This window comes from Streptococcus sp. 2342 (assembly GCF_013276795.1).
In the GTDB taxonomy this organism is placed as follows: domain Bacteria; phylum Bacillota; class Bacilli; order Lactobacillales; family Streptococcaceae; genus Streptococcus.
On record NZ_VMLR01000005.1, the window covers coordinates 91,422 to 105,964 of the forward strand.

Below are 14,543 nucleotides of genomic sequence, written 5' to 3' on the forward strand. Positions count from 1 at the left end.
ACGGCAAGGCGACGTTGACGTGGTTTGAAGAGATTTTCGAAGAGTATAAAACAAAAAACCGCCTAGATAATACCTAAACGGATGCTTGAAATAATCTAACAAGTTACAACTTAGCTAGTCCATTTAGATATTCATCTATATGGACCACAATCAAAAATCTTAGCCACATAGATACAAACAAATTGCTTGAACTGTTTGCATCCATGGTGACATGTCTACAAACACTATCTAAAGTAGCTAAAGTAAAAGTTTTGATTCATCGTTACAGCTTGTTTCTTATTCATTTCTTTTCTGCTTTCTTTTTTGATGTTTCCTATCTTACCACCTTTTTTATCAGCTGTCAAGAATATTTCAGAATATTTTAAAATTTTTCGAAAATTCTTTCATAATTCTTTCAATTCTTTCATGATTCTTTCAATTCTTTCATGATTCTTTCAATTCTTTTAGGATAATTTCAAAGATTTGCCCATTAGACAAAATAGAACGATTTGAAGACTTTTATGATATTTAGCTGTATTAGAGTCTTTTAAAAGTGTTTTGATGGCTTGTATTTCTTCTTTGGTTGATTTTATATCACTATTATATAATGCGTTTTGATTTTAGTATAGTATTAAACTGACTCTTGGCAGTCGGACAAAAAATCGACAGTTATTTTATACTGTTTAAAACCAATAGTCAATACGACAATCTCTTTACTTTTCGATTATCAACTCTGTAGATTGCTAACATATCCAAAATAAGCCAAGTATCCCGAGGATAGGCAACATATCTAGGTGTCCAAATAGGATTAAACTTTTGTTTATACTGTCTAAGACCACTAAATGAATAGAATCGATTAGTGAAGGCATAGATGAGATAGGCTACTTTTTCTTGTAGAAAGCTATGTTTCTCAGTTCCTACATTTGACAACGGCGCCATGCCTAATTCAAATAAACGAACTCCTTCTTCTTTAAAATGAAGTAATAATTTCACAAAGAGATAATCCATAATACCATTGGGTGCTGTCCTTAAGTGGTAGCGCATCAAATCGATGCTAGCTTCTTCAGGACCATTACAAGCTAAAAAGGTAACAAAAGCCTGAACCTTATCTTCCTTATCCCTTACAAGGGCTATTGGTGCTAATTGAATGTACTTCTCATCAAAAAATCCAAGTGAAAACCCTTTTTCTTGGCGACCATCTAGCCAATTATCCGATATTTCTGTAAGGGTGTTAAGCAACTTCTTATCAAAAGGTGGTTGTAATACTTGGAATTGATACCCCTTGCTTTCTAATCGATTAACAACTGTTCTAAATTTCTTTCCTTGTTTTCCTTCGGTTGTAAACCTATCCAGTAATACCTGAGCAGTCTCCCCAAATTTCATAAAGTCGTACCCATATTCATGAAGTAATAGGGTGGTTTCTTGATTAATTTCGTAGAAAATAACAGAGACATTTATGTACTCCGCAGCCTCTAAAAACTTAGATAAGCCTTTTTCTAAGTATCCTGACTGTGCCAGTGGATCCGACATAACGACACATTTATTATTTTCAATTGCAAATTGGAAAACAACCTTGTCTTGACCATCCTCTTGGTACCAATAAAGGTATTTGTCATCTAAATAAGCCAGGGTAGCATCTAAATTTATATTTGGTATTGTTGCAATAAAGTCTTGATAACGTTGCTTATCGAAAACTTCTCCAAAATTCTCTTTGGTTTGACTGCTCTCACGGAGTACCAAAACATACGAAATCACCAATATCAGAGACGAGCCAAAAAGATGAATCCAGTGTGTAATCAAATGAGGAAGATGTTTAACTTCAAATACATGATGAGGGTTCAAATGTCCTAACAAAACAAGGGCCAAGAAGAAACTTCCACCAATATACGATATATCCTTACAACAATCTTCCCAAGCATAAATATAATGACTACGAACAAATGTATTTCTAATCCACCATATGATAGACAAAATAATGATTAGAAAAAAACTACTTGCGAATGAAAGACTACCAATATTCAAATAAACAAGGCTTACTAGACCTAGTACAGTAGCGAATGGTAATGTAAATTTTAAACGTCGTTTAACTAGTCTTGCAAGAAGGAAGAAGTGTACGCCGAGAATGATACTAGGAAGTTGAAAAACAAACTGTCCAGTGCTAGGTGAAAGTTCTTTAAACAAAGGAAGATGTCCTAATTCTTGAGGAACTATAGCTGACACCACGAGGAAGAAAGCAAAAAGTCTCAACCCCCAAACCAATACTATAGTGGATAGTGATCCAATAACCTTTTGAGGAATTCCCAAATATTTCTCATTAAGTCGACCACCCATATTTTTTAAGAATAAAACAACCCCTAAACAGAAAGGAAGAATATAATAGAATAAACGAAATACTAGTAACCAACTTAGCGCCTGATCTTTATCAATACCAAGGCCAACTAAACCAGATACCATAATTAAATCGAAACTACCTAGGCTACCAGGAATCATCGATATAATGCCAATTGTAATAGCAATCATAAAGAGGGGGATTACATCATAAATTGGTAAATTGTAGCCTAAAACATACCCAACCAAAAGGAAAAAACTTAATACACTAGCCCAATCAAGGGCAGAAGTTAACACTAATGATAAAATTGTCCTTCCACTCAATTGACCAAAATAGACCCATTTTTTTCTATTTGAAACAAATAAAATAATTGGAAGATAGAGACAAGCTCCCAAAAGAGCTGGCCAATATTGTTTAATCCCCATTGAAATAGGAAATATAATTGTGAAAATTAAACTTATCAGTGCAAACAGTGAGAAACCACTCATAAAATAAGGGATGACACGAGAAATTCCTTGCATACTTTTTTCAGAGCGTTCTTCATCTCCATAGAAAGAATAGCGTAAACCAACATCCACCAAACCGGCAAAGCCAATCATATTATTCAAGCTATTTATAGTCCAACTTGTTTCTAGTAAGTAAGATAATTTTTGTTTCTGATTAAGTTCTTTATTTAGGATTCTATCATAGAGCATCATTGGCGCAACAGCCATAGAACCGAGCAAAGCTAAACTAATGACTTTTATTGGAGAGAGTTCCCCCAAGATTGCTCCAATCTTATCAACCGAAATTGTCTTAAAAAGTCTGATTATCTCTACAATAACGAGACTAACAATAGATAAAAATAAGGTAATCTTGATGAGTGTCTGCCATTTTTTCACGCAATTCAAAATTGTTCTCACAAGCTCTTCCTCTTATCCTAATAAAGTTTGTAATATTGGAATAACAACGATAAATAGAACCGTACTTAGAGTCACCACGTTCGTAGAGAATTCCACATCTCCTTTTCCCTGATTAGCAAGGATTGGGAGAACAGCTAGAGCTGGTGTAGCGGACTGAATCATAAAGGTCTTAAATTCTACTGTCGCCATATCTGGTGCAGAGAACTTCAATACAAGAAACATAATCAGAGGAGCTAGGATAAAGCGTCCAACTAAAGTGACAATTGTATCTTTATCAAAAGTAATAGTATTCAAGCCTGCCTTTGCAAGAACGATACCAATATAAATCAGAGATAAGGGAGTGACGATATTTCCAACATAAGTTAAGGTATTTGTTGCGAAATCTGGAATGGAGATTCGGAGAATCAAAAATAGTAGAGCGACAAGAAAACCTACAAGCGGAGCTGGAAGCAATTTCTTCCAGTCAAATTTAGTTTTCTTCTTACTTTGACCCGATTTACTATCGCTCGTTATCACATACACGCCTAATGTCCAGGTAGAAATCGTGTTAGTGATATAGTAAATCAAGAAATATGGAAGAGCCTGATTACCAAAAAGAGCAACGTTTAATGGTAAACCGATAAAAATAGTATTGGCATTCACAAAGGTATTAATCATGGTTCCTCGCCGTCCTGGACGAACCTTGAAAAGCCTAACCGCAATATAAGCTACGATATAGCCCAATTTAAATGCTACAAAAGTATAAAAGAGTCCTCCAGAAAGACTGATTAGTTTATCTAGCGTTAGGTATTTCATCACCGACACAAAGATTGACGCTGGCAAGGCTACATTCATGATCAAACGAGATAGATTGGATCCAAAACTATCTCCAAACCATCCCCTCACCTGAAGAATATACCCCAAAACAATAATAGCAATAATCGGAATGATACTCGTAATCGAGGTTAAAAAGAGTGACATAGGTGTCCTTTCTAAATTACTTAAGTCCACAGGCCATACAAATCTGCCACTATAGAAGGATAGCAGCAGAAATGAATTATTTATACTCTGGATACCACTTCAAATCACGAACTGCTTTGGCCATATCTGTTTCCTTAGCGCGTGCAAGACCTTGCTCTTGTGCTTTTTTAGCGACTGCTTCTGCTACTTTAATAGAAACATCTGCTACATACTTGAATGGTGGCAAGACAGGAGCTCCTGGTTGGTCTGGATTGACAATACCACTCAATGAATGCGCCGCTGCTCCAATCATTTCATCAGTCAAAAGACTTGCTTCAGAAGCCAGCATACCTAGACCAAGACCTGGGTAAATCAGGGCATTATTTGCTTGACCAATCACATAGTCTACACCTTTATAAGAAACCGTATCAGCAGGAATTCCTGTTGCGACAAAAGCTTTGCCATCTGACCATTCAATCAAATCTTTGGCACTAGCTTCTGCCAATTTAGTTGGGTTTGACAAAGGGAAGATCATTGGACGTTCTGTGTTTTCACACATAGCTTCTACTATTTCTTTAGTGAAGGTATTAGGCTGAGTTGAAGTTCCTACAAGAATGGTTGGCTTCACAGTCTTCACTACTTCAAGCAGGTCAGTCAACTTATCTGCGTTACTAAAGTCAGCACGTTTCTTAGCAAATGGTTTTTGCTCTGGTGTCAAGTCATCCATGTCATCAAAGAGAAGACCTTGTTTATCAACCATAAAGAAACGTTTATAGGCTTCTTCTTCAGAAAGACCTTCACTTACCATTTCACGAAGAACACGAGAGGCAATTCCTGCACCCGCAGTACCACCACCATAGCAGAGATAAACTTGATCTGTTAATTTTTCACCACTAATATCCAGCGAACCAAAGATACCACCCAAGGTAACGATTCCCGTACCTTGAATATCATCATTAAAGGTCGGAATTTGTTTCCGGTATTTTTCAAGAATATTGGCAGCATTCAAGCGACCAAAATCTTCCCAGTGAAGGTAAAGTTTAGGAAAGAGACGTTCTGCTGTTTGAACAAATTGGTCAATGAAGTCGTAGTAACGATCTCCGCGGACCCGTTCGTGACGATTTCCTAAGTAATTAGGATTGTTACGAAGTTCTTCACGGTTAGTCCCTGCATCAATGACTAAAGGAAGGACCATTGAAGGATCGATTCCAGCAGCAGCCGTATAGACCATCAATTTCCCAACAGAAATATCGACACCATTTGTTCCCCAGTCGCCAATTCCAAGGATTCCTTCTGCATCTGTTACAACAATGAGACGAATCTCGCGACCCCCGGCAGCGTTTTTCAAAGTGGCTTCAATATTTTCAGGATGATTGATATCAAGATATCCCGCATATTGGGGATCTACAAAAAGATCACTATAGCCTTCAATGGTATCTGCAATGGTTGGATCATATACAATTGGATTGAATTCTTCCAAATGTTGAGAAAAGAGGTAATAAAAAAGAGTCCTGTTGGTATTAAAAATTTCCATTAGGAAAAGACGTTTTTCCAGATCATTGGCTTTTGTTTGCATTTGTGCATAAGTTTGCGCCGCTTGTTCTTCAATCGTTTGAACATACGGTGGCAGTAAACCAATAAGGCCTAGTTCCTTTCGCTCCTCTAAGGTAAAGGCAGTACCTTTATTGAGGAAAGGATTGTTTAAAATATCATGTGCAGTCATAGTGCAACCTCCTTTTTATTTATATTATACCACATGAAACGAATTGTTCATGAAACGTTGTTGTTTAAATAATACAATTGTATACGCATATGTTATAATGAGCCTACGAAAACAATTTCTAATAGGCTCTTTTATACTTAAAACACTATTATTGATAATACTTTAAGTTGTTATATTTTATAAATTTCTGAACTCATCAAACTCTCGATGATCTCTCTTTACTAAAAGTTTCGAGTAAAAGAAACCAATCATACAAATTGACAATCCTCATTAAAATAAATATCATATAAGTTTGTTATGTAGTACTTTGTATTTTTTAAGGTGTTTTTTTGTCATATAAAACTTGTATTCTATTTATATGACAACTAAAAACTATTTACAACAATATATTTCCCAAAAAGTGAAATATTTTCGAACACAGAATAAAATGAGCCAGGAAGAACTTTCGGAACAAGCAGGACTCGGGCTTAAGTATATCAATCAACTTGAAAACCAAAATGTGAATCTGACCATTCACAGTCTTGAAAAAGTGATTGACGCACTAGAAATGACCCCAGAGGAATTTTTCAATTTTGATAGCCTTGAATCAACCTCTGATAAGAGTGACAATCTTTCACTCAAAAGAATCAACATGAAGATTAAACAGCTCCCTATTGATAAACGAGAAAAGATGTTGGTCATTTTCGAGAGTATCTTAGATAATCTTTGAGATCCCTGACTCACTTACATTTTAACTGGTGAATACTCGTATAGTCAAATTATAGGATACGGATAAAAATTATTTATCTGCTGTTTTCCACTTATTTTCCTTCTCCAACTAATGAAAGTGAGCCCATATGAATTTAAAAGATCTACAATATTTTTATGACCTCTGCCAACTTCAATCCTATACGGAAGTAGCAAAACAACATAAAGTCAGCCAACCATCTATTTCTTATGCTATCAAGCGCTTAGAGGAATCCTTTAACTGCAAATTGATTTACCATGACCCCTCGCATCGTTCCTTCAAGCTAACTCCTCAAGGACAAATCCTTCTAAAGCATACAGAACTGATTTTACCTGAGGTCATTTCTACTCGCAAAGAAATTAATCGCTCCTTGGCACAATACTCTACTGTAGGATTCCCTCCTATTATCATTCAATATCTCTTTGCTGCCTTAAACGAAAAAGATAAATTCGATTTTTTAAAAAAGATACGCCCTATCCGCGGTGGCTCCGTAGAGTTATTAAACCTTCTCCTTAAGGGAGACCTTAATGCAAGCCTACTCGGTTTGATTGAACCTCTCAACTATCCTTCAATAGAGACACACGAGCTATTTCATAAAGAACTGTATGTCGTTTTATCTAAGAACCATCCTTTTGCCACTGCTCCTTCCCTCGCTTTTGAAGAATTAGCAGATCAATCCTTTATACTCTTAGATGAACACTTTGTTCACCTGAAAGCTTTTGAAATGCTTAATCAAAAGTATCAAAACAAGGCAGAAATATTCTTTAAGACTGATGACATTGCCATCCTTAAAGAACTTTTAAAGAAAGGGATTGGCCTTAGTTTACTGGCTGATATCGCACTTTCTGATGAAGATGATGATTTAATAAAAATTCCGCTTATACCGAAGGATAAGATAACTTTTACAGTTTATTACGCCTACCTTAAATCAGCTACACCGTCATCAGAAGTAGAAGCCTTATTTAATCTCCTTAAATCATATGAATAGAAAAAACTCTAACTATCAATGAACTGATAGCTAGAGTTTTTTACATTGTAGATATTATACTCAATGAAAATCAAAAAGCAAACTAGGAATCTAGCCGCAGATAGAGCTGACGTGGTTTGAAGAGATTTTCTAAGAGTATTAGACTATAGTAGATTGAAACTAGAGTAATACGCCGCGACTTCTAAAACTTTTCTAGAAATGAATTTGACTTTCCTAATAAAGTTGTTCAGATTTTATTTCATCTCACTATAATTCAATGATTTTCTAAGAATTCTATTTCTTTCGAAAATTCTTTCAGAACGCTTTCAAAGTTTTTCAAATCAGTCCAACAAAAAAGGTTTATAATTTCCATAAAAGTTGACATGGAAATTATAAAACCATTATTAGTTTAGTCCTTGTTGGTAACGCGCCAATTCGGCTTGGTTCGCCCAAACATAGTGACCTGGACGGATTTCTACCATGGATGGCTTATCAGTCTCATAGTCGTGTTGACTTGGATCGTAAACCTTCAAGACCTTCTTGCGTTCCAAGATTGGATCTGGAATTGGTACCGCTGAAAGTAAGGCTTGAGTATATGGGTGAATTGGATTGTTAAACAATTCTTCTGTTTCTGCAACCTCTACAATAACACCCTTGTAAATAACTGCGATACGATCTGAAATAAAGCGAACGACCGACAAGTCATGGGCGATGAAGAGATAGGTCAAACCAAGTTCTTTTTGGAATTTTTTGAGCAAGTTCAAGACTTGGGCACGCACAGAAACGTCCAAGGCTGAAATTGGCTCATCCGCAATAACAAAGTCTGGTTGCATGACCAAGGCACGGGCAATACCGATACGTTGACGTTGACCGCCTGAGAATTCATGAGGGTAACGAGTCAAGTGCTCAGCAAGAAGACCCACTTCACGGATAATATTTTTAACTTTCTCTTTACGTTCTTCTTCATCCTTGAACAGATGATGATTGTAAAGACCTTCAGAAATAATATAATCAACAGTCGCACGTTCATTCAAACTTGCCGCAGGGTCTTGGAAAATCATCTGGATACGACGAATCAATTCCGCAGCTTGTTCACGCGATTTCTTTCCATTAATCTTTTGACCTTCAAAAATGATATCTCCATTACTTGTATCATTAAGACCGATGATAGCACGACCAATAGTTGTTTTCCCACTACCTGACTCACCTACAAGCGAGAAAGTTTCTCCCTTGTTGATAAAGAAGTTAGCATTTTTAACTGCGACAAACTTCTTACTTCCTTCACCGAAGGAAATTTCTAAATCTTTGATTTCTACTAATTTTTCAGACATTTCCTTCCTCCTAGTCTTCCAGATGGGCAAATCCCATTTTTTCACGGATCTTATCGTGGAGATTTGCAATCACAGCTGGTTTTTCTACTTTTGGAGCATCCTCATGAAGGAGCCAAGTTTTAGCCCAATGTGTCTCTGATACTGAGAATTGAGGAGCTTTTTGTTCGAAGTCAATCTGCATTGCATAGTCAGAACGCAAGGCAAAGGCATCCCCTTTCAGGTCAGTATAAAGTGACGGAGGTGTTCCTGGGATTGAGTAAAGATCCCCTTTATCATCAGCAAGCTGAGGCAAGCTAGACAAGAGACTCCATGTATATGGATGGCGAGGGTCATAGAAGACTTCCTCAACAGTTCCATACTCAACGATTTCTCCTGCATACATAACCGCTACCTTATCCGCAATACTTGCCACCACACCAAGGTCGTGAGTGATAAAGATTGTTGTGAAATGGTACTCGTTTTGTAAAGATTTTAGCAAATCAATAATCTGAGCTTGAATAGTTACATCCAAGGCAGTCGTTGGCTCATCACAGATCAAGACATCAGGTCGGCAGGCAAGGGCAATCGCAATAACGATACGTTGACGCATTCCTCCAGAATATTGGAATGGGTATTCATCAAAACGTCTATCTGCGTCTGGAATCCCAACCTTATTCATGTAGTCAATGGCCAATTCTTTTGCTTCTTTAGCTGTTTTTCCTTGGTGTTTTACAATAACTTCTGTAATCTGACTACCAATTGTTTTAATTGGGTCCAAACTAGTCATTGGGTCCTGGAAGATAGTCGCAATCTTAGCCCCACGAATTTGTTCCCAATCCTTGTGAGAAGATAGATTTGTCAAATCCTGACCACGGTAGTCAATGCTACCTTGGGCAATGCGACCATTTTCTTCAAGCATACCTGTGAAAGTCTTTGTCAAAACAGATTTTCCTGATCCTGACTCACCTACCAAGGCTAATACTTCTCCTTCAACTAGTTCAAGAGAAACGCCGCGAATGGCTGTCAATACTTTGTCACGAACGTCAAATTCCACGACAATATCGCGAGCAGTCAAAATTACATTTTTTTCTTTTGTCATTTCTACTCCTATCTATGTGTACGTGGATCACTAGCATCCGCTAAGTTTTGACCAACTACGAAAAGGGACAAGGATACCAAAACAAGGGTTGTCAATGGAATCCAGAACAAGTAAGCATTGGTTGTTACGTTTTGTGAATAATCCGAAATCAAACGACCCAAACTTGGCACTGTAATCGGCAATCCAAGACCGAAGAAAGACAAGAAGGCTTCGTATGAGATAAAGCTTGGAAGCATTTGAGTCATCGTTGTCACAATAACAGATACCAATTGTGGCATAATGTTTTTGGCAACAATCTTCAAGGTTGGTGTTCCCAAAGTACGTGACGCCAAGTTGTATTCCAAATCACGATAACGCAAGATTTGCACACGGATCATGAAGGCAATTCCAATCCATGTTGTTACACTCATGGCAAAAATCAAATTCCAGAATCCAGCTCCGATTGAGTAAGTCAAGACAATGACAATCAAAAGAGATGGGATGTTTGAGATGACATTATAAACTTCCATCATCACGCGGTCAACTGATTTTGAAATTCCCCAAATACCACCGACAAAAACACCGATAACCAAGTTAATCACTGTCGCAATCACAGAAATGAGGATAGAGTTACGAGCTCCGAACCAGACACCGTCAAAGAGCGATTTACCGTTACTGTCTGTACCGAACCAATGCTCAGCATTTGGCTTGATATAACGAGCACTAAAGTCGTTTACCTTGCTGACATCATTGAAATCAAACTTAGAAAACATTGGGTAGATGAAACTCATCAAAATGATAGCTACCAAGATTCCCAACATAACTACAGTTGATTTTTTCTTCATAAATTGTCTAAACACTGACTTCCAGTAAGAATATGCTGGCGCATCAATAGTTTCAGAGGCAAAATCGTCACGTTTTACAAACTGAAATTTTTCTTTATCGATTGTAGACATTATTTGCCTCCTTTCTCAGTCAATTTAATACGTGGGTCAATAATCGTCATCCAAATATCTCCCAAAAGAAGTGAGAAGATAGAAATACATGTAAAGATGAAGACAAGACCTACGACCATAGAGTTATTAGATGCTTTTACAGAGTCAATCAACATTTTACCCATACCTGGGAAGGCGAAGACTGTTTCAGTAAGGGTTGCACCACCGATAACCCCGATAACAGCACCAGGAATTCCTGAAACCAGCGGAACCATGGCATTTTTAAAGATGTGTTTGTTTGAAATTTCTTTTTCAGACAAACCTTTTGCACGAGCGAAACGAACAAAGTCTTGAGATTGCAAGTCAATCATGTAACGACGAATCCAAATGGCTGTACCAGGAGCACCCAACAAACCAAGGATGACTGCTGGTAAAACATAAGAACGCCAATCTCCAGCCCCTAAGATAGGGAATGAATCTGGTAAACCAATTGAGGAACCAATCAATCGAACAATATAAACAAGGGCGATTGTTGGAAGTGCCATCAAGAAGGTCAAAGCCCCTGTTGAGAAGCTATCGATCCAAGTGTTCTTGAAACGAGCCATGGCTGAACCAAGTGGCACGGCAATCGCATAAGAAATCACCAAACCAATCAAACCAGCAATAGCAGAGCTGACAATCATAGATGGATATTGGTAATTACTTTCAGTCGCTGTATAAGGATCATCTTTCCCATAGCTAGCTACTTCACGAGAATCAGCCTGGCTAGGTGACTTGTAGGTTCTTGAGTAAATATTTACAGAAGACGTTTTCTTACCTGTTGGGAACTGAACTTGGGCAGTTTTGGTTTGTCCTTGACCTTGAGTAATAACCTGAAGAACTGGTGTATTAGCATAGGTTGGATAAGAGTCACCTAAATTGATATTCACAAAATTTTGATGCACAAATGGGAACTGACTGTTGAAGTACAAGAGATATTTATGTTTAGTACCCGAACCGACCAATGACCATCCGATAGCTGGATCATTTTCGAAACGAAGGTAGCGTTTCAAGTCTGGATTTTCAGGGTCTTGAATTTTATTTGTATGGTCAATGTCAATCAAGTTAGCATAGAAGTGAAAAACACGTTCAAAAATTGGAATTTCACGAGTAGCATAAAATTGACCACTTTCAGTAAATTCTCCCAAAGTCCAACCATGACCTAATTGATTGATGTACTTTTCATAAATAGCTTTATTGGTCGCATTTGCCTCTACTGTTACAGAAGAATCCATGCTACTTGCCTTTTCTTGCAACTCCTTAGTATCGTAATACTCAATGTAGCCCATACGCTCAAACACAGTATTTTCATAGTTATCACGTTTATCAGCCGTTGTCGCAATTTTATTATAGTTAGGGTCCTGCTTGAAAATCAATTTTCGAGGAACCAAGGTATAGATAATCGTGTAGGTCAAAGTCGTTACTAAGAAAATCGAAACCAATGACCGCAAAACACGCATAAAAATATATTTTTTCATATTATTTCCTTTAAAAATCCCAAAAGAACCTTCTCCTCATGGAGAGAAAGTTCTATTAGAAATTATTTACTTCACATGACTTGCCAATTCTTTTTGAGCTTTCTCATTTGATTCAGCTTTTTCTTTCAACCATTTTTCACGAGCTTTTTCATACTCTTCTTTGGTGATTGCTTTTTCACCAACTTCAGTGTACTTCAAGTATCCTGAATTTTCACCTTTAAGACCAGATTCAGAATATGATGAGCTAAATGGTAGAACTTTTGAAACATATGAAACGGCTGTTTCTTTAGGAGAAGCCATTACTGGAATTGTCAAAGCATTGTCAGTCAACCAAGCTTGTGCTACCGCGTATTTTTCATAACGTTTTTGAACATCTTGGTTTTCGCTGTTTGCATCATCAAGTAATTTTCCATAGTCAGCTAAAGCAAGTTTGCTTACTACTGATGCATCAGTGTTTTGGTCAATACCAAGGTAAAGGCGAGTGTTTCCTCCCTTGATGACAAACTGATCCAAGAAAGTAGAAGGATCTTGATAGTCAGGGTTCCATCCTAGCAAGGTGTGGATATCCCAATCTTGCTCTTTAGCTGTTGGAGCACTAAATGAAATTGGTAAAGCTTCTGCTTGAGTCATTTGTTGCAAGTCTACAACAACATTATCTGAACCCAATACTTTTTCAATTGATTGTTTCAATGATTGAACACGGTTTACAACCGCTGTTGATTCTTGGATAACCAAGGCATCCAAGTGGATTGGGAATTCAACACCTTCAGCTTGTAGGCTTGATTTAGCTTTAGCAAAGACTTCTTTCGCTTTTTCTTCATTGTAAAGTCCATTTTGAGAATCTGCTAGAGATACGTTTGACCAAGTAGAAGAATTTGTCTTAGCCAAGCTATCTTGTACCAATTCACCAAATGTTTTCTTACCAACTTGAAGATTATAAGGTGCAAACGTATTACGGATGGCTACTGCAGCTCCATCGGTACCATTTGTTTGAGCTGAATAAGAATTGCGATCGACCGCAAAGTTCAAGGCTTGACGGAATTCCTTGTTTAGCAATGCTTTCTGAGTAGATGTCTTTTGGGCATCACTTGTTTTGGCAGTGTGGTTATACGTTGTACGGCCATAATTCAAGCTGACAGTTGCAACACCAGCACCTGGTTCGTTAAAGTAAATGTTATCTTTGAAGTCAGCTGCATATTTTTCATATGTAGAACTTGTAGGGAAGATACGAGCTTTGCTATATTGACCATCAGAAAAACCTTTGGCAATTACATCTTGATCCTTACCATCCCAGAAAGTGAACTTAACGTTCTCAATTTTTACATTTTCTTTATCCCAGTAAGCGTCATTTTTAGCCATCTCGATAGATGATTTAGGAGTTACAGCCTTCAAGACAAATGGACCGTTATAAAGAATAGAGTTAGCATCGGTTGGGGCACCAAAACCTTCCCCTTTTGAAGTTAAGAATTCTTCATTAACCGGCATCAAAACACCACTAGTTGTCTTGTCATTCCAGAAAGTTTCTGGCTGGTTCAAAGTATATTCTAGTGTTTGATCATCAAGTGCTTTTACTCCAACGGTTGAAAAGTCGCTTGTTTCACCCTTGATATAGGCTTCTAATCCTTTAATAGAAGAGCTAACGATTGAAAGTCCTTTTGATTTTCCATCTACGGCGTGTTTCAAACCAGTAACGAAGTCTTTAGCAGTTACAGGAGCGTATTCTTCTCCCTTTGCTGTCACCCATTTAGCATCCTTACGGATTTTATAGGTATAAGTCAAACCATCTTTTGAAACTGTCCATGATTCAGCAATAGAAGGAACTAAATTACCATATTTATCATTAGCCAACAAACCATCTACTGCATTTGTTGTGACGAATGATGTTGAATCGATATTGCTGACGATATAATCCAAGGTTTCTGGATCTGTTTGATAAACATATTGGTAATCTTTTGCTAGTTTAGCATTATTTGAACTAGTGTTTGAACACGCAGCTAGAACTCCTGACGCTAATAAGGTAGCTCCTGCTACAGCAAGCACTTGACTTTTTTTCATTTCTTCACTCCTCGTAATAAAGTATAGGTTATTATCGATTATACCATAGATTTTAAGATGTTTCAAGAAAAATAAACGAATT

10 protein-coding genes and 1 pseudogene are annotated in these 14,543 nt (G+C 37.3%); 2 read left to right on the top strand and 9 right to left on the bottom strand.

The window, feature by feature from the left end; translation table 11 throughout:
- Positions 1 to 452: 452 nt before the first annotated feature.
- The 4 genes and pseudogenes from HT689_RS07045 to HT689_RS07060 form a co-directional block, all read right to left on the bottom strand.
- Positions 453 to 572, bottom strand: a pseudogene (locus tag HT689_RS07045) (IS630 family transposase); the annotation flags it as partial.
- Between the two features lie 103 nt (positions 573 to 675).
- The gene (gene mprF / locus HT689_RS07050) at positions 676 to 3,210 is read right to left on the bottom strand and encodes a bifunctional lysylphosphatidylglycerol flippase/synthetase MprF (protein WP_173226054.1); all 2,535 of its coding nucleotides are present in this window, start codon (positions 3,208 to 3,210) and stop codon (positions 676 to 678) included.
- A gap of 12 nt (positions 3,211 to 3,222) precedes the next feature.
- Complete coding sequence (locus tag HT689_RS07055; RefSeq protein ID WP_173226052.1) at positions 3,223 to 4,170, bottom strand: AEC family transporter; 948 nt, start codon at positions 4,168 to 4,170, stop codon at positions 3,223 to 3,225.
- 76 nt (positions 4,171 to 4,246) lie between these two features.
- Positions 4,247 to 5,872, bottom strand: a complete 1,626-nt coding sequence (locus HT689_RS07060) for a malolactic enzyme (RefSeq protein WP_173226050.1) — start codon at positions 5,870 to 5,872, stop codon at positions 4,247 to 4,249.
- A 358-nt stretch (positions 5,873 to 6,230) separates the two neighbouring features.
- Between HT689_RS07060 and HT689_RS07065 the strand changes: the two genes are divergently transcribed.
- Positions 6,231 to 6,581: a helix-turn-helix transcriptional regulator gene (locus HT689_RS07065; protein ID WP_000208712.1), complete on the top strand. Its 351-nt coding sequence runs from the start codon at positions 6,231 to 6,233 to the stop codon at positions 6,579 to 6,581.
- A 127-nt stretch (positions 6,582 to 6,708) separates the two neighbouring features.
- Complete coding sequence (locus tag HT689_RS07070) at positions 6,709 to 7,587, top strand: LysR family transcriptional regulator (RefSeq protein WP_173251421.1); 879 nt, start codon at positions 6,709 to 6,711, stop codon at positions 7,585 to 7,587.
- A gap of 383 nt (positions 7,588 to 7,970) precedes the next feature.
- Here the strand turns inward: HT689_RS07070 and HT689_RS07075 are convergent, their stop codons facing one another.
- From HT689_RS07075 to HT689_RS07095, 5 genes are all read right to left on the bottom strand, one after another.
- Positions 7,971 to 8,897, bottom strand: a complete 927-nt coding sequence (locus tag HT689_RS07075) for an ATP-binding cassette domain-containing protein (RefSeq protein ID WP_042900321.1) — start codon at positions 8,895 to 8,897, stop codon at positions 7,971 to 7,973.
- Between the two features lie 10 nt (positions 8,898 to 8,907).
- Positions 8,908 to 9,975, bottom strand: coding sequence for an ABC transporter ATP-binding protein (locus tag HT689_RS07080; protein ID WP_173226046.1), 1,068 nt, complete (start codon positions 9,973 to 9,975; stop codon positions 8,908 to 8,910).
- Between the two features lie 8 nt (positions 9,976 to 9,983).
- Positions 9,984 to 10,910, bottom strand: a complete 927-nt coding sequence (gene oppC / locus HT689_RS07085; protein WP_000103703.1) for an oligopeptide ABC transporter permease OppC — start codon at positions 10,908 to 10,910, stop codon at positions 9,984 to 9,986.
- Positions 10,910 to 12,406: an ABC transporter permease gene (locus HT689_RS07090; RefSeq protein WP_000759899.1), complete on the bottom strand. Its 1,497-nt coding sequence runs from the start codon at positions 12,404 to 12,406 to the stop codon at positions 10,910 to 10,912. The genes oppC and HT689_RS07090 overlap by 1 nt, the downstream gene beginning before the upstream one ends.
- 66 nt (positions 12,407 to 12,472) lie before the next feature.
- The gene (locus HT689_RS07095; protein WP_173280902.1) at positions 12,473 to 14,461 is read right to left on the bottom strand and encodes a peptide ABC transporter substrate-binding protein; all 1,989 of its coding nucleotides are present in this window, start codon (positions 14,459 to 14,461) and stop codon (positions 12,473 to 12,475) included.
- Positions 14,462 to 14,543 lie beyond the last annotated feature (82 nt).

Excerpts from the sequence above, each read along its gene's own strand:
- HT689_RS07080 (WP_173226046.1), bottom strand. The coding sequence starts at position 9,975 with ATGACAAAAGAAAAAAATGTAATTTTGACTGCTCGCGATATTGTCGTG.
- HT689_RS07055 (WP_173226052.1), bottom strand. The coding sequence starts at position 4,170 with ATGTCACTCTTTTTAACCTCGATTACGAGTATCATTCCGATTATTGCT.
- oppC (WP_000103703.1), bottom strand. The coding sequence starts at position 10,910 with ATGTCTACAATCGATAAAGAAAAATTTCAGTTTGTAAAACGTGACGAT.
- HT689_RS07090 (WP_000759899.1), bottom strand. The coding sequence starts at position 12,406 with ATGAAAAAATATATTTTTATGCGTGTTTTGCGGTCATTGGTTTCGATT.
- HT689_RS07065 (WP_000208712.1), top strand. The coding sequence starts at position 6,231 with ATGACAACTAAAAACTATTTACAACAATATATTTCCCAAAAAGTGAAA.
- HT689_RS07095 (WP_173280902.1), bottom strand. The coding sequence starts at position 14,461 with ATGAAAAAAAGTCAAGTGCTTGCTGTAGCAGGAGCTACCTTATTAGCG.
- HT689_RS07075 (WP_042900321.1), bottom strand. The coding sequence starts at position 8,897 with ATGTCTGAAAAATTAGTAGAAATCAAAGATTTAGAAATTTCCTTCGGT.
- HT689_RS07070 (WP_173251421.1), top strand. The coding sequence starts at position 6,709 with ATGAATTTAAAAGATCTACAATATTTTTATGACCTCTGCCAACTTCAA.
- HT689_RS07060 (WP_173226050.1), bottom strand. The coding sequence starts at position 5,872 with ATGACTGCACATGATATTTTAAACAATCCTTTCCTCAATAAAGGTACT.